This is a genomic window from uncultured Pseudosulfitobacter sp. (assembly GCF_963976325.1).
Classification (GTDB): domain Bacteria; phylum Pseudomonadota; class Alphaproteobacteria; order Rhodobacterales; family Rhodobacteraceae; genus Pseudosulfitobacter.
The window spans coordinates 297237-312159 of sequence record NZ_CAXBJW010000001.1 but is presented as its reverse complement, the minus strand read 5'-3'; the positions used below and the strand labels follow the sequence as shown (position 1 = coordinate 312159).

The following is a 14923-nucleotide window of genomic DNA, read 5'->3' as shown; positions in this document are numbered from 1 at the left end:
CCGTGATTGCGGGGCCACTGCAAGGGTGAACGCCCCGTCAGACGCAAAACGCCCCGCAGCGTGGTGCGGGGCGTTTGTGGCTGTCATCATACAGCGCGCTTACATGCGCGACCTTAGGTTCCGCGCTTACATGCGCGACCTTAGGTTCCGCGCTTACATGCGCGAGGCAACGTTTTCCCAGTTGACCAGATTGTCGAGGAAGTTGGTCAGGTAGTCAGGACGCTTGTTGCGGAAGTCGATGTAGTAGGAATGTTCCCACACGTCACAGCCCAGCAAAGCCGTCTGGCCAAAGCACACGGGGTTCACGCCGTTTTCAGTCTTGGTGACCTTCAGGCCGCCATCGGTGTCGCGCACCAGCCATGCCCAACCCGAGCCGAACTGGCCCGCGCCTGCGGCTTTGAATTCGTCCTTGAACTTGTCGACCGAGCCAAAGCTGTCAGTGATCGCTTTTTCCAGATCGCCCGGCATTTTGCTGGCGTCGGGGCCCATCATTTCCCAGAACTGGTTGTGGTTCCACAACTGGCTGATGTTGTTGAAAATACCCGATTGGGCAACGGCCTTGGGGTCGTAGGTGCCCTTGATGATCTCTTCAAGCGACTTGCCATCCCATTCGGTGCCTTCAATCGCCTTGTTGCCGTTGGTGACATAGGCGTTGTGGTGAATGTCGTGGTGGAATTCCAGCGTCTCGGCGGACATGCCTTTGGCGGCAAGTGCGTCGTGTGCATACGGAAGGTCGGGAAGTTCAAAAGCCATGGTTCGGGCCCCCTTTTGAGATTGAATGTCTTCTGACTGACAGAAAGCGTCAGCTTCTGCAATATCAAGGCACGAGACAGGAAAATGTTCCATAATTGGCAAAATCAGATCGGCCAATTTCCACCAAGGGTCGTACAGCACCGGCCAATATCAACTGGCCAGCGCCGTTGCGCCGTGGGCACAGGGCACAGGTTGGGCTTAGAAGACCCCTACCTCGGACCCCGGTTGTGCCGCCACTTTCAGCAAATCAAACGCATATTGCGCCTGGCTGCGGAAGGTGATGATGCGGAAGGTGTCCGGCGTGTGCAGCCAAAAGGCCGCCGGGATTTGCGCCATGCGGCTGCGGCGGAACATGCCCTCTTTGAACACCTCCGGCGACAGATCAACCGGCACCAGCTTGGCCAGAACCTCGCGGGCGTTCGCACCGCTTAGATCAAACACCGCGCGGGCGTCCGACACGTCGACATTCAGCGCGTGCGCACTGCCAAGGCTCTTGCGCATTTTTGCAAGATTGTCCGCGACCGTGTCGTAGGGGCACAGCACCAACAGCTCGTCCGGGCTCATCCAGCAGATGCCGCGATTGCCGACGCAGTTGACGTGGTTGGGCGCAGGCATGTCCACGCCCGCAACGCCGGTGGCTGCGGATTTGACGGCAGAGCTGGCCGTGTCGCCGCGCAGGGTGATCATCCCTTGCAGGCCGATCTCGCGCACTTCGGCAATACCACCTGCATAAGCTGCTTCGTTCAGCGCACTGACAATATTAGACATTCGGCTTCTTTCCTTCGGGGTCATAGAACACGGGCGAGACGATCTTGGCCTTGTACTCTTTGCCATCGGTGCCGGGGAAGGTCAGAACCTCGCCCATGCGATCCGGCCCGTTCAGCACCAGCCCCATCGCAATCCCCCGCTCAAGGTTGGGCGAATGATAGGTCGAGGTCACGCGGCCCTGGGTCTCGCGCTGGCCATTGGCGTTGGTGCCTTCGGCTGTGGCATAGGCCCCGTCCGGCAGCGTCGATCCATCGACAGTTTCCAGCCCGACAAGCTGCCAGCGTTTCGGGTCGACCATATGGCTGCGTTGCTGGCCACGCTTGCCGATAAAGTCGTCCTTTTTCTTCGAGATCGCCCAGTGCAGGCCCAGATCCTGCGGGATCACCGTGCCGTCGGTTTCGTCGCCGATCATGATGAACCCTTTTTCGGCGCGCAGGATGTGCAGGCATTCGGTGCCATAGGGCATCACGCCCAAACCCGCACCAACCGCCATCAGCGCATCCCACAGCGCCTGCCCCTGCGAGGCCGGAACCGCGATTTCATAGCTCAGCTCGCCCGAAAACGAGATGCGGTAGACCCGCACGTCAAAGCCACCCAATGTGCCGTCGGCCCAGTCCATAAAGCCAAGCGCCTCGGCGCTGACATCCATGCCGCCCAGATGTTCCAGCGCTTCGCGGGCTTTCGGCCCGACCACGGCGATCTGTGCATATTGTTCGGTGACGTTGGCCACATAGACCTGCCAGTCCCACCATTCGGTTTGCAGCCATTCCTCCATGTGGGCATGGATACGCTCGGCCCCGCCCGTGGTGGTGTGGCACAGCCACGTGTCATCGTCGATCCGCGCCACAACGCCGTCGTCGATCAAAAAGCCGTTTTCGTCGCACATCAGGCCATAGCGGCATTTGCCCGGTTTCAAATTGGACATCATGTTGGTGTACATCATGTCCAGAAACTTGCCCGCATCCGGCCCGCGCACGATGATCTTGCCCAGCGTGCTGGCATCCAGCAGACCAAGGTTGTCGCGGGTGTTCTTGGTTTCGCGCATCACCGCGTCGTGGGTGCTTTCACCGCTGCGAACGTATGCATAGGGTCTGCGCCAGTGACCGACAGGTTCCCATTCGGCGCCGTTTTCATCGTGCCAGTCGTGCATGGGCGTGCGGCGGATGGGCTGGAACACGTCGCCGCGCGCCTCGCCACCAATCGCGCCCATGGAAATGGGGGTATAGGGCGGGCGGAACGTGGTGGTGCCCGTCTGCGGAATAGGCTGGTTCAGACTGTCCGAAAGGATTGCCAGACCGTTGATATTGCTCAGCTTACCCTGATCCGTCGCCATCCCAAGCGTCGTATAGCGTTTGGCGTGTTCCACAGACTGGAACCCCTCTTGGGCGGCCAGTTGCACGTCGCTGACTTTTACATCGTTCTGATAGTCCAGCCACGCCTTGCTGCGCAGTTTGATCCCTGCCCCGTGCGGCATCAGCCAGACCGGCGCCATCGGGGCCTCGGGGGTGTGGCTGGCGTCGGGGGCGTTGGCTGAGTTGCGACCCGGCTTGTGACCTGTCGCCGTCGCCGCTGCCTTGCCCGCGGCATCTGCATCCGTCAGCACATCTGCCAGCAATAGCGCCCCGCTGGCGCTGCCTGCGGCGGTGACAAAGGCGGTGCCGTCCGCGCCTGTCGGTGCTTTGTCCACATCCGGCTTGAACGCGGCCTGCGCTGCATCCCAGACCAGTTTGCCACCACAGTGCGACCACAGGTGCACCACAGGCGACCAGCCGCCCGACATGGCAACGACATCGCAAGAAATCTCTTCCAGAACCGCGCCTTCGCCTGCCTGCGAACAGACGGAAACACCGGTCACACGCTTGCCGCCCGTGACAGTCGACACGCCGTGTCCCATCAGCACCCGGATGCCCAAGGCCTTGGCCTGCGCCATCAGCGCGCTGTCGGTGGGCAGAACGCGGGCATCCAGAATGGCCGGCACGTCTAAGCCCGCGTGTTTCAACGCAATTGCCGTTAGGTAAGCGGTGTCGTTGTTGGTCACAACAACCGTGCGATCCCCCGGCGACACGCCGAAATTGGTCACGTAATCGCGCACAGCCGAGGCCAGCATGACCCCCGGAATGTCGTTTCCGGCAAAGCTGAGCGGGCGTTCGATGGCCCCTGTTGCGGTCACGACATGGCCCGCGCGAATGCGCCACAACCGGTGTCGGGGGCCAGTGGTTTCTGGCGCATGGTCGGTCAGACGTTCGTAGCCCAGCACATAGCCGTGGTCGTAAACGCCCGCCCCCATCATGCGGCGGCGCAGCGTCACGTTGTCCATGGCCTCAAGCGCCGCCACGGTTTCGTCCACGAAGTTATCCACAGGCTGGCCTGCGATCTCGCCACCGTCCACCGGGGCACGTCCACCCCAATGTGCGGTCTGTTCGATCAGCATCACACGCGCGCCCGTGTCCGCCGCAGCCTTGGCCGCTTGCAGACCGGCGACGCCGCCACCAATCACCAGCACATCACAGAACGCGTAGAAATGTTCATAAGTGTCCGCGTCAGGTTCTTTGGGCGCAGCCCCCAGACCGGCGGCCTTGCGAATGAAAGGCTCGTAGACGTGTTTCCACAGCGGGCGCGGGTACATGAAAGTCTTGTAATAGAAACCCGCAGGCATGAACCGCGACATCTGGCTGTTGATCGCGCCCACGTCGAACTCAAGGCTGGGCCAGTGGTTCTGGCTTTTGGCGGTCAAACCGTCGAACAGTTCGGTCGTGGTGACGCGCTGGTTTGGCTCGAACGTGCCGCCCTGCCCCAGATTGACCAAGCCGTTCGGCTCTTCCGCGCCGCTGGCGACAATGCCGCGCGGACGGTGATATTTGAAACTGCGGCCCACCAGCATCTGGTCATTCGCCAGAAGCGCCGAGGCCAGCGTGTCGCCCTCGAACCCCTTCATGTGCTGGCCGTTGAAAGTAAAGGTCACAGCACGGGATTTGTTCAGCAGGCGACCGCCTGTGGAAAGACGGGTGCTCATTGAAACTCTCTCCATGTCCAGCCGGGAACTTTTTTGGTGATTGTATCGCGCAAGGCCTTGGGCGGCTCGTGGGTTTGGGCCGCGTAGGTGCCGTAGACCTCTAGCGTGGTGGTGTTGCGCGCGGCGTGAAACCACTTGCCGCAGCCATAGACGTGACGCCAGCGTTCAAAATGCACACCCTTGGGGTTTTCGCGCATGAAAAGGTATTCTTCGAACTGGTCCTCGGTCGATCCGGGGCCATGGCGTTTCAGGTGCGCTTCGCCGCCTGCGTGAAACTCGGTCTCTTCGCCGGTCACGCCGCAGCAGGGACAGGTCAGGATCAGCATGGGCGGGCCTCGTTGTGATGGGCAGACACGACAAAGGCGCACGCAAGACTGCGCGCGCCCGTGCCAGAGTGCGTATGGGAGGGGGTGCGTACGAAACGCTTAGTTGTTGTCAGTGGCGTTGTCGGCTGCGTTGCCAACGCTTTCGGCAGCGCCTTCAACGGCCTGGCCTGCGCTTTCGGCAGCGCCTTCGATGGCAGCGCCCGCGTCATTGGCCGCGTCGCCCGCGCCTTCGATGGTGACGTTGACATCATTCGCGCCGGCGTCGCTGGCGTTGTCGACGTCGCCGCCGAACAGGACATAGGCCAGAACGCCCACGACGACGACAAGCGCGCCGACGATGAACGCCATGCTCGAGCTGCCGCCGGAGCGGGTTGTTGTGGTGGTCGAATGGACAGGGTCGTTGGTCGTTGTACGCGTTGTTTCATAGTCGGCCATTGATCGTCTCCTTGCATGATCTTGATTGCAGGGAGAACGTCAGCCTGTCCGTGTTGGTTCCTGTGCCGCGGACCGCAGCGGCGAAAATCTGCCATGTCTGTCATCAGTGCGCCACCCCGGCGGCGACGCTTTCGTCAATGAACTTGCCTTCGCGGAAACGGTGCATCGAGAATTCGTCGGTCAGGGGCGAATGTCCCTTGGCCATCAGCTCGGCCATGGCCCAGCCAGACCCCGGAATTGCCTTGAACCCGCCGGTGCCCCAGCCGCAGTTGATGAACATGCCTTCGACCGGTGTTTTCGACAGGATCGGGGATCGGTCGCCCGTCACGTCCACGATGCCGCCCCACTGGCGCAGCATTTTCAGGCGCGACACCACCGGAAAGGTTTCGATCAGCGCGCGCACGGTTTCCTCGATATGGTGGAAGCTGCCGCGCTGGGTGTAGTTGTTGTAGCCGTCGGTGCCGCCGCCGATGACCATCTCGCCCTTGTCCGATTGCGACATGTAGCCGTGCACGGTGTTGGCCATCACGACCACGTCCATGCAGGGTTTGATCGGCTCGGATACAAGCGCCTGCAAGGCTACGGATTCGATGGGCAACCGGAAGCCTGCCATATCGCACAGGTGCCCCGAATGGCCCGCAACCACGCCGCCCAGCTTGTCACAGTCGATGGGCCCGCGCGTGGTGTCGACGCCGGTGACCTTGCCACCTTCGGTCCGCACGGCGGTCACTTCGCATTGCTGGATCACGTCCATGCCCATGTCGGAACAGGCCCGCGCATAGCCCCAGGCCACGGCATCGTGCCGCGCGGTGCCGCCGCGCGCCTGGTACAGACCACCCAGCACCGGATAGCGCGGCCCGTCGATGTTGATGATTGGGACCAGTTCCTTGACCCGCGCGGGGCTGATGAATTCGGTCGACACCCCTTGCAGCGCATTCGCGTGCGCCGTGCGCTGATAGCCGCGCACCTCGTGCTGGGTCTGTGCCAGCATGATCACGCCACGGGGGCTGAACATGACGTTATAGTTCAGGTCCTGGCTCATGGTTTCATACAGGCTGCGCGATTTTTCGTAGATCGCGGCCGAGGGGTCCTGGAGATAGTTCGAGCGGATGATGGTCGTGTTGCGGCCCGTGTTGCCGCCCCCCAGCCAGCCCTTTTCCAGAATCGCCACATTGGTGATGCCGAAATTCTTGCCAAGGTAATAGGCCGTGGCCAGCCCGTGACCGCCCGCGCCGACGATGATCACGTCGTACTTGGGTTTCGGCTGCGCATCGCGCCAGGCGCGGTTCCAACCGGTGTGGTGGCGCATGGCCTCGCGGGCGATGGCAAAGGCGGAATAACGTTTCATGGGCACGGTCCTGACAGGATTCGGGGCTAGGCGGTCGGCTGGTTCTGTATTGGGTGAGACTGCGATTTGAAAGGATACTCACCGCGGCACTTTTTAACAGGTTTGCGACACGCACCGCAATTGCCGCACCTGTTGGCAGGGCGCGGCCTTTTGCCCCTTTTTATGGCAGGCAGGCGCAGGTACACCCCGAGGGGCAACAAAGAAGGCTGATATGGACATCTGGGGTTTCGGGATTATCGCGGCGGGGCTGGCACTGGTGGTGTCTGCGCTGTTGGCAGCCGCCTTGCGGGCGGGGCGCGTACAGGCACAGTCTGCGGCGTCCTATGACGTGCAGGTGTACCGCGACCAACTGGCCGAGGTTGATCGTGATCTTGCCCGTGGCACCATCAACGCCGAGGATGCCGCACGGGTGCGCACCGAAGTGTCACGTCGCATTCTGGCCGCCGATGCCGGTGCGCGGCAGCCTGACAACGCGCGGTCAGGGCGCGGCAGCCTTGGCCTGGCGCTGGGGCTGGGCGCGCTGTTGCTGGTGGGCAGCGGGGTGCTGTACTGGCGGCTTGGCGCGTTGGGCTACGGCGATCTAAGCCTGAAGTCGCGCATCGAGATGGCGGCAGAGCGCCGCGCCGACCGTCCCACGCAAAAGCAGGCCGAGGCCGCGCAAACGGCTGTGCCTGCGGCCCAGGACGAAAACCCCGAATATGCAGCCCTGATTGAACAATTGCGCACTGCCGTGGCCCAGCGGCCCGACGATCTGCAAGGTCACATTCTGCTGGCCCAGACCGAGGCGCGGCTGGGCAACTTTGCCCAAGCCGCCGATGCCCAGGCCGTGGTGCTGCGCCTGAAGGGCGACGCCGCAACTGTGGCCGATCTGACGACGCAAGCCGAATTGCTGATCTTCGCCGCGGGCGGATACGTGTCCCCCGCTGCCGAGGACGCGCTGCGCCGGGCGCTGAACATCGACGACACCGACGGATCGGCCCGGTTCTACTGGGGCGAAATGCTGATCCAGACCGGGCGGCCCGACCTGGGCTTTCGCCTTTGGGACAGCTTGCTGCGCGCAGGCCCCGAGGATGCGCCGTGGATCGCGCCCATCCGCGCCCGCATTCCCGAGCTGGCCGAACTGGCGGGTGTAAACGGCTACACCCCGCCGCAGGCGCAGGCCCGTGGCCCCAACCAGCAAGACATAGACAATGCCGCAGGCATGACACCACAAGAGCGGATGCAAATGATCGAGGGCATGGTATCGTCGCTGTCAGACCGTCTGGCAACCGAAGGCGGCCCCGCAACCGAATGGGCGCGGCTGGTCACGGCGCTGTCTGTGCTGGGCCGCCAGGACGACGCCCGCGCGGTTCTGGTGGACGCGCGCGCCACCTTTGCCGACGACCCCACGGCGCTGGACACATTGACCGGTGCGGCAGAACAGGCAGGTTTGGAATGATTTTTGACGACACGGGCGAATTTTTGGCCGCCCTGCCCCCGATGCGGTCATTGATCGGACTGGATCTGGGCGACAAGACCATCGGCGTGGCTGTTTCAGATACGTTCTGGTCGGTTGCCAGCCCGCTGGAAACCATCCGGCGCAAGAAATTCGGGTTGGACGCCGCCCGCCTGCAAGAGATCATCGCCCACCGTTCGGTTGGGGGGATCGTGCTGGGCCTGCCGCGCAACATGGATGGCTCGGAAGGGCCGCGGTGCCAGTCGACCCGCGCCTTCGCCCGCAATTTCGAAAAGCTGTGGGATGGCCCTGTGACCTTCTGGGACGAACGCCTGTCCACCGTCGCCGCCGAACGCGCCCTGCTTGAGGCGGATACGACACGCAAGCGTCGCTCCGAGGTGATCGACCACGTGGCCGCCGCCTATATCCTGCAAGGATTGCTGGACCGTTTGCGCGTGCTGCGCGCGGCAAGCTGAGGACACCGCATGACCGACCCTGTCTGGACCCGCAACGAGATCGAAAGCCCCTGCGTGCGCATCTGCGTCGTGCACCCTGAAACACGCCTGTGCACCGGCTGCGCGCGGTCCATCGACGAGATTGGCCGCTGGTCGCGGATGAGCGCCGAGGAACGCAGCGCCATCATGGCAGAGCTGCCCCAACGCGAGGTTGCCCCCAAAGGGCGGCGCGGCGGACGTGCGGCGCGACTGAAACGGCCATAAGTTGGCTGGCAAGGGACCACTTGCCCGACACGACCAACACGGCTAAAAGACCTCCAGCGAGGACGACCTCCCCCGATCGGGCACTATCCGGGACGACCCGGCGATCAGATGGAGAAAATCATGCGCACCACATCGGACCGCATTCGTCACGCAATCAGCTTTGAAATTATCGGCCTTCTGCTGGTCATCCCGTTGGGGTCGATGGGCTTTGGCATGGATGCCCAGCATATCGGGGTGATTGCCCTGGTTGCCTCGTTGCTCGCGACGTTGTGGAATTATGTCTATAACCTGCTGTTCGACCGTGCCCTGAAACGTCTGCGGGGCACTGTGCACAAAACCGTTTTCACGCGGATCATTCACGCGCTGCTGTTCGAGCTGGGTCTGCTGCTGGCGACCCTACCAATGATCGCGGTCTATCTGGACATCGGACTGTGGCAGGCGCTGGTGATGGATCTGGCCTTTGTCGTGTTTTATCTGGTCTACGCCTTCGGGTTCAACTGGGGATACGACCAGCTGTTTCCCCTGCCCGAAGGCGCCTGATCCAGCGCGTGTCGATCAGTACCCCAGCGCCTTGCGCAGCATGTTCAGCGCAACCAGCACCAGAAACACCGCGAACACCCGCTTCAGCGGTTTGGGGTCCATCGCATGGGCCAGCTTCACACCCCAGGGGGCTGTGATCAGCGTCATGGCGATGATGATGCCAAAGGCCACAAAGTTCACCGCCCCCACCGTCAGCGGCGGCACCGGCATGGTCATGTCGACAAACAGAAACCCGATCACAGACGGCACGGCAATCAACAAACCAAAGCCCGCAGCCGTCGCCACGGCGCGGTGGATCGGCACGTTGTGCAGGCTCATCAGCGGCACGCCAAAGCTGCCGCCGCCGATCCCCATCAGCACCGACAAAAACCCCACAGCCGGCGAATAGGCCCAGCGTTTCGGGCCCTTGGGCATCTCGTCGCCCAGCCGCCAGTGTGCACGTCCAAACCCCATATAAAGCCCCACGACCAGCGCCAGCGTGCCAAAGATCGCCTGCAAGGTGGACGACCGCAGTTGCGACACCAGCAGCATCCCCAGCACCGCGCCGATCACGATCCCCGGTGCCCAGCCGCGCAGGATGGTCCAGTCAACGGCGCCTTTCTTGTTGTGGCTGTGAACCGACCGCAGCGATGTCACGATGATCGTCGCCAGCGAGGTTGCCAGACACATCTGCATCAATTGCGGCCCGTCATAGCCAAGTGTCTGGAACGCATAGAAAAACGCAGGCACCAGAACAATGCCGCCCCCGACGCCCAAAAGCCCCGCCAGAACCCCCGCAAAGGCACCAATGATCATCAGCATGATCAGCATCTGCAACAAAAGCATGGTATCCGGCATCGCAACTTTCCCGTTCGTTTGTGTGCGCACACATAGACCGCAGCCAGCGCGCAGCCACAAGTTCAAAGGCGGCCTTGGCATTCACAAATCACAGGCGTATGCCCATGCTGCAATGCGGCAGAGCCGCACCAACCACACCCAATTGACGGAGAGACCGATGTTGCGCATCGCACTTGTACTTGGACTTTTGGTCATGATCGGGCCGTTTGCGATTGATATGTATCTGCCCGCGATGCCCAACATCGCCGCCGACTTTGGCGTGGACGAACCCGCCGTGCAGATGACGCTGACCGCTTATTTCCTGTCACTGGGCGTGGCACAGTTGGTTTATGGACCGCTGTCCGATCAGACAGGCCGCCGGTTGCCGGTGTTTTTGGGATTGGGCGTGTTTTTCATAGGCTCGGTTGGCGCGACGTTGGCCGGTTCGGTCGAAGCTTTGGCCGGATGGCGCGCGGTTCAAGGGCTGGGCGGGGCTGCGATGATGGTCATGCCCCGCGCCATCGTGCGCGACCTGCACACCGGCAACGAAGCCACGCGGCTGATGGCGATGGTGATGCTGGTGATGTCCGTGTCGCCGATGCTGGCGCCGCTGGCGGGCAGCTTTGTGATCTCGCTGGGGTCCTGGCGCACGGTCTTTGCCGTGCTGGCAGTTGCCGCAGCGGTGGCCGCCGTGGTCATGGGCCTGTCGCTGGGCGAAACCCTGCCGCCGGAAAAACGCACACCGGTGCGGATCAAATCGCTGATCCAGAATGCGGGCATCCTGTTTCGCGATCGCGGGTTCATGGGGCTGACGATGATCGGCGGCTTTGGCATGGCCAGCTTTTTCGTCTTCATCGCCTCGGCCCCCTTTGTCTATGTCCAGGAGTTCGGTCTGACGCCGACGCAATTCTCGCTGGCCTTTGCGGTCAACGCCATCGGGTTTTTCTCGGCCTCGCAGATGGCCGCCCCCTTGGGCGAGCGGTTCGGGATGCGCCCGCTGGTGCGCATGGGCGTGACCGGCTTTACCTTCTGTGTGCTGCTGCTGTTGCTGGTGGTGTCCGCAGGGTTCGAGAGCCTGCCCGTGGTCATCGTCGGCCTGTTCTGTGCCAACGCCTGTCTGGGTGTGGTCATTCCCACCACGATGGTGCTGGCGCTGGATGCCCACGGCGCGCGGGCCGGTCTGGCGTCGTCGCTGGGCGGCACGTTGCAGATGCTGGCGGGCGGTCTGATGATCGCGGCGGCCGGTCCGTTCTTTGACGGGACGGTGCTGCCGATGCTGGCGGCGATTGCAATCTGCGGGGTGGTGGCGATGAGCTTTACGCTGTTCACCCTGCCCCGTCGCGTGCGCACGGCCTAAGCTGTTCCGATCGCGGGTTGGGCGCTTTGCGCCACGTGTCTAATCTCAGGCGTTTTGCGCCATGAGACTTAACCTCAGGCGCTTTGCGCCATGGGACTTAACATCAGGCGCTTTGCGCCTGGGGGGCCTGGGTGATGTGGGTCAACGCCTGCTCAACCAGGTCCGGCCCGGCCCCGTCGCGATGCGCCCCTTCGGACAGCGCCCGCCGCCAGCCCCGTGCACCGGGACGGCCCGCGAACAGGCCCAGCATGTGACGGGTCACCTGATGCAAACGGCCACCGTTCGACAGATGCGCCTCGATATAGGGCAACATGCCATGCACCGCCTGCTCGGCCGTGGTATCCTGACCCACGCCGTAAATCCGCCGGTCTGCTGTGCTGAGGATATCCGACGGCTGGTGATAGGCCGCGCGGCCCACCATCACACCATCCAGCCCCGCCTCAAGGAACCCGACCGCCTGATCAAGCGAGGTGATGCCGCCATTGACCGAGATGTGCAGATTGGGAAACAGCCCCTTCATCTGACGCACCAGATCATAGTCCAGCGGGGGAATATCGCGGTTTTCCTTGGGGCTAAGCCCTTGCAACCATGCCTTGCGCGCGTGGATCGACACGCGCTCGACACCGGCCCCGACCATCTGTGACAGAAACTCGGGCAGCACTTCGGCGGGGTTTTGATCGTCCACGCCGATGCGGCATTTCACCGTCACCTCGATGTCGACCGCATCCTGCATGGCGCGCACGCAAGTCGCCACCAACGCAGGCTGGCGCATCAACACCGCGCCAAAGGTGCCCGATTGCACACGGTCCGACGGACAGCCAACGTTCAGGTTGATCTCGTCATAACCCGCTGCCGCCCCGATCCGCGCCGCCTGGGCCAGCTCGACCGGGTCCGAGCCGCCCAATTGCAACGCCACCGGATGCTCGTCGGCGTGATGGTCCAGCAAATGCAGCGCCCCGCCACGCACCAGCGCCGGGGAGGTGACCATTTCGGTATAGAGCAACACACGGGACGACAGCAGCCGGTGCAGGTAACGACAGTGCCTGTCCGTCCAGTCCATCATAGGCGCAACGGACAGTCGCGCGGATTTTATCACCTCTGATCTTCTAAACTTTTCAGCCACTTCCACGCCTCTTAGGTCCGTACCGCTTATCGTCATCTGTCACCACGCGCAGTTGACCGACTACGCCAGACCCTGCTGCGGGGGTTCAAGAGCGGATTGCTTATCACGACAGATAGGCATTGCACAGACAGGCCGCACCCTGTTCGGGTCATCCATTCGCGCGCATTTGCGCCGAACCGGTGACGGGGTAAGCCCACCCGCCCCTATGCCGTTCTTCTTTTACAAAACCATATCTGTGATAGAGCTTAGCATCAAAGAGGCGGTCTCTGAACACGGACAGGCGCTGCCGCCAAACGGGACCAGCTTCTTGCCCCGATCGCGCCATTGGAACAGGGCGTCGTTTCGCCTGAAAGGACACAGCCATGACCCAGCCTGACTGGATTGATCGGTTTCAGGGCCTCAGCACCCTACCCGCCCAGATCAAACAAGAGCTGACGCAGCGCAGCCGGGTGATTTCGGCCCCCGCCGGCACCACGATATTCGGACCGGGCAATATACCGGACAATCTTCTATTGCTGTTGTCTGGCACGGTGCGGGTGTCGCAAACTTCGGAAGGCGGACGCGAGATCGTGCTGTACCGGGTCGAGGCCGGCGAAAGCTGTGTGCTGACAACGGCGTGCCTGCTGGCCCACGAAGCCTACTCTGCCGAAGGGATTGCCGAAACCGACGTTACCGCGGCGGCGATCCCGCGGGCGGCCTTTGACAATCTGGTATCGTCGGTGCCCGCGTTTCGCGATTTCGTCTTTGCGGCCTATGCCCGCCGGATCACCGACCTGTTTCGTGTCATCGACGACGTGGCCTTTGGGCGGATCGACATGCGGCTGGCCGACCGGTTGATTGCATTGTCTGGCGGCGGACATGATCTGCACGTGACCCATCAGCAACTGGCGACCGAACTGGGCACGGCGCGCGAAGTCGTGTCGCGCCAGTTGACCGAATTCCAGCGCCGCGACTGGATACGTCAGTCGCGCGGACAGATTGACCTGTTGGACCGCGCAGCTTTGGCCCGGCTGGCCGCGACCGCCTGAGGCGGCATTCGGAATATTTACGGTTTCTCCTGCTGGACGGTGACAAACTCACCGACGGCCCAGAATCAAACAGCTAAACCAAATGCATGTTTGTTTCAAAAAGGAGTCTCGAGATGAAAACGAATGTCGGAACACTCGACCGTATTCTGCGTGCGGCCCTTGGGGTTGCGCTGTTGTGGCTTGCCTTTGCAAGCGGCTTTGCCGTGATGGACGCAAGCGCGCCAAAGTGGATCGCAGCCGCCGCCGGTCTGGTGATGCTGGGCGTGGCCGCTGTGGGCACCTGCCCGATCTACACAGTGCTGGGTATCAGGACCTGCAAGGTCTGACCCTTTTTGCAAATCCAACCCATACCGCCCCTCAGGAGCACACAATGACCGACTATCCCGTGAACATGAAAACTCACCCCGAGGTCGCGGCGTTCTTTGACGCGGCGACCAATACCATCAGCTATGTCATCAAGGACCCCGCGTCGGACGCTTGCGCGATCATCGACAGCGTAATGGACATCGACTATGCCGCCGCGCGGATCACCTATGACCACGCCGACGCGCTGATCGCATACGTTCAATCCCGCAGCCTAACGCTTGAATGGATTATCGAAACACATGTGCATGCCGACCACCTGAGTGCAGCACCATACATCCAGCAAAAACTGGGCGGCAAGATCGGCATCGGATCAAAGATCATGGTGGTGCAGGACACCTTTGGCAAAGTGTTCAACGAAGGCACCGAATTTCAGCGTGACGGCAGCCAGTTCGACGCCCTGTTCGAGGACGGCGACACCTATCAGATCGGCACGATGCAGGCGGTTGCCATCTACACCCCCGGGCACACGCCTGCATGCATGGTGCATGTGATCGGCGACGCGGCCTTTGTCGGCGACACGTTGTTCATGCCAGACGCAGGTTCGGCACGCGCGGATTTTCCCGGCGGGGATGCGGCCACGCTTTATGACAGCATCCAAAAGGTGCTGGCGCTGCCCGACGCAATGCGGCTGTTCATGTGCCACGACTATGGTCCCAACGGGCGCGACATTCAGTGGGAAACCACGGTGGGTGCCGAAAAGGCCCACAACATCCATGTGGGCGCCGGCAAGACCAAAGCGGATTTCGTCAAGTTTCGCACAGAACGCGATGCGACGCTGGCCATGCCCAAGCTGATCATCCCGTCGTTGCAGGTCAACATGCGTGCGGGCCAGTTGCCCAAGGACGCCGACGGAAATGCGGTGCTCAAAGTGCCGGTAAACGGTCTGTAAGTGGCCG

At 62.3% G+C, this 14923-nt stretch carries 16 protein-coding genes; 8 read left to right on the top strand and 8 right to left on the bottom strand.

The annotated features are described in order from the left end of the window. Window positions 1-153: 153 nt before the first annotated feature. From AAC077_RS01570 to AAC077_RS01545, 6 genes are all read right to left on the bottom strand, one after another. The gene (locus AAC077_RS01570; RefSeq protein ID WP_339766188.1) at window positions 154-753 is read right to left on the bottom strand and encodes a superoxide dismutase; all 600 of its coding nucleotides are present in this window, start codon (window positions 751-753) and stop codon (window positions 154-156) included. 198 nt (window positions 754-951) lie between these two features. Beyond that, window positions 952-1521 carry a sarcosine oxidase subunit gamma family protein gene (locus tag AAC077_RS01565; protein ID WP_339766187.1) on the bottom strand — a complete coding sequence of 190 codons (570 nt, stop codon included), beginning with the start codon at window positions 1519-1521 and terminating at the stop codon, window positions 952-954. Further along, a complete protein-coding gene (locus tag AAC077_RS01560) occupies window positions 1514-4534 on the bottom strand; it encodes a sarcosine oxidase subunit alpha family protein (RefSeq protein ID WP_339766186.1) in 3021 nt (1006 codons plus the stop codon). The genes AAC077_RS01565 and AAC077_RS01560 overlap by 8 nt, the downstream gene beginning before the upstream one ends. Beyond that, window positions 4531-4860 carry a sarcosine oxidase subunit delta gene (locus AAC077_RS01555; RefSeq protein WP_339766185.1) on the bottom strand — a complete coding sequence of 110 codons (330 nt, stop codon included), beginning with the start codon at window positions 4858-4860 and terminating at the stop codon, window positions 4531-4533. The genes AAC077_RS01560 and AAC077_RS01555 overlap by 4 nt, the downstream gene beginning before the upstream one ends. Window positions 4861-4959: 99 nt before the next feature. Continuing rightward, on the bottom strand, window positions 4960-5295 hold the full coding sequence (locus AAC077_RS01550) for a hypothetical protein (RefSeq protein WP_339766184.1): 336 nt from the start codon (window positions 5293-5295) through the stop codon (window positions 4960-4962). A 103-nt stretch (window positions 5296-5398) separates the two neighbouring features. Continuing rightward, the gene (locus tag AAC077_RS01545) at window positions 5399-6643 is read right to left on the bottom strand and encodes a sarcosine oxidase subunit beta family protein (RefSeq protein WP_339766183.1); all 1245 of its coding nucleotides are present in this window, start codon (window positions 6641-6643) and stop codon (window positions 5399-5401) included. A gap of 211 nt (window positions 6644-6854) precedes the next feature. Between AAC077_RS01545 and ccmI the strand changes: the two genes are divergently transcribed. From ccmI to AAC077_RS01525, 4 genes are all read left to right on the top strand, one after another. Continuing rightward, window positions 6855-8081, top strand: coding sequence for a c-type cytochrome biogenesis protein CcmI (ccmI, locus tag AAC077_RS01540; protein WP_339766182.1), 1227 nt, complete (start codon window positions 6855-6857; stop codon window positions 8079-8081). Further along, window positions 8078-8554 carry a Holliday junction resolvase RuvX gene (ruvX, locus tag AAC077_RS01535; RefSeq protein WP_339766181.1) on the top strand — a complete coding sequence of 159 codons (477 nt, stop codon included), beginning with the start codon at window positions 8078-8080 and terminating at the stop codon, window positions 8552-8554. Before ccmI ends, ruvX begins: the two co-directional genes overlap by 4 nt. 9 nt (window positions 8555-8563) lie before the next feature. Beyond that, the gene (locus AAC077_RS01530) at window positions 8564-8797 is read left to right on the top strand and encodes a DUF1289 domain-containing protein (protein ID WP_339766180.1); all 234 of its coding nucleotides are present in this window, start codon (window positions 8564-8566) and stop codon (window positions 8795-8797) included. A gap of 120 nt (window positions 8798-8917) precedes the next feature. Beyond that, the gene (locus AAC077_RS01525) at window positions 8918-9337 is read left to right on the top strand and encodes a PACE efflux transporter (RefSeq protein WP_339766179.1); all 420 of its coding nucleotides are present in this window, start codon (window positions 8918-8920) and stop codon (window positions 9335-9337) included. A 15-nt stretch (window positions 9338-9352) separates the two neighbouring features. On the opposite strand, the gene AAC077_RS01520 is transcribed toward AAC077_RS01525, so the two are convergent. Then, entirely contained in the window at window positions 9353-10174 is an 822-nt protein-coding gene (locus AAC077_RS01520; RefSeq protein ID WP_339766178.1) for a sulfite exporter TauE/SafE family protein, read from the bottom strand. A gap of 157 nt (window positions 10175-10331) precedes the next feature. On the opposite strand from AAC077_RS01520, the gene AAC077_RS01515 reads away from it, so the two are divergent. Beyond that, window positions 10332-11510, top strand: coding sequence for a multidrug effflux MFS transporter (locus AAC077_RS01515; RefSeq protein WP_339766177.1), 1179 nt, complete (start codon window positions 10332-10334; stop codon window positions 11508-11510). Between the two features lie 103 nt (window positions 11511-11613). Here the strand turns inward: AAC077_RS01515 and dusA are convergent, their stop codons facing one another. Next, window positions 11614-12669: a tRNA dihydrouridine(20/20a) synthase DusA gene (gene dusA / locus AAC077_RS01510; RefSeq protein ID WP_339766176.1), complete on the bottom strand. Its 1056-nt coding sequence runs from the start codon at window positions 12667-12669 to the stop codon at window positions 11614-11616. Window positions 12670-12995: 326 nt separating this feature from the next. Here dusA and AAC077_RS01505 point away from each other — a divergent pair, with 326 nt between their 5' ends. The 3 genes from AAC077_RS01505 (at window position 12996) to AAC077_RS01495 (ending at window position 14916) form a co-directional block, all read left to right on the top strand. Then, window positions 12996-13661, top strand: coding sequence for a Crp/Fnr family transcriptional regulator (locus tag AAC077_RS01505; RefSeq protein ID WP_339766175.1), 666 nt, complete (start codon window positions 12996-12998; stop codon window positions 13659-13661). Window positions 13662-13774: 113 nt separating this feature from the next. Further along, window positions 13775-13987 carry a DUF2892 domain-containing protein gene (locus tag AAC077_RS01500; RefSeq protein WP_339766174.1) on the top strand — a complete coding sequence of 71 codons (213 nt, stop codon included), beginning with the start codon at window positions 13775-13777 and terminating at the stop codon, window positions 13985-13987. Between the two features lie 44 nt (window positions 13988-14031). Beyond that, window positions 14032-14916 carry an MBL fold metallo-hydrolase gene (locus AAC077_RS01495; protein WP_339766173.1) on the top strand — a complete coding sequence of 295 codons (885 nt, stop codon included), beginning with the start codon at window positions 14032-14034 and terminating at the stop codon, window positions 14914-14916. The last annotated feature ends 7 nt before the right edge of the window (window positions 14917-14923 follow it).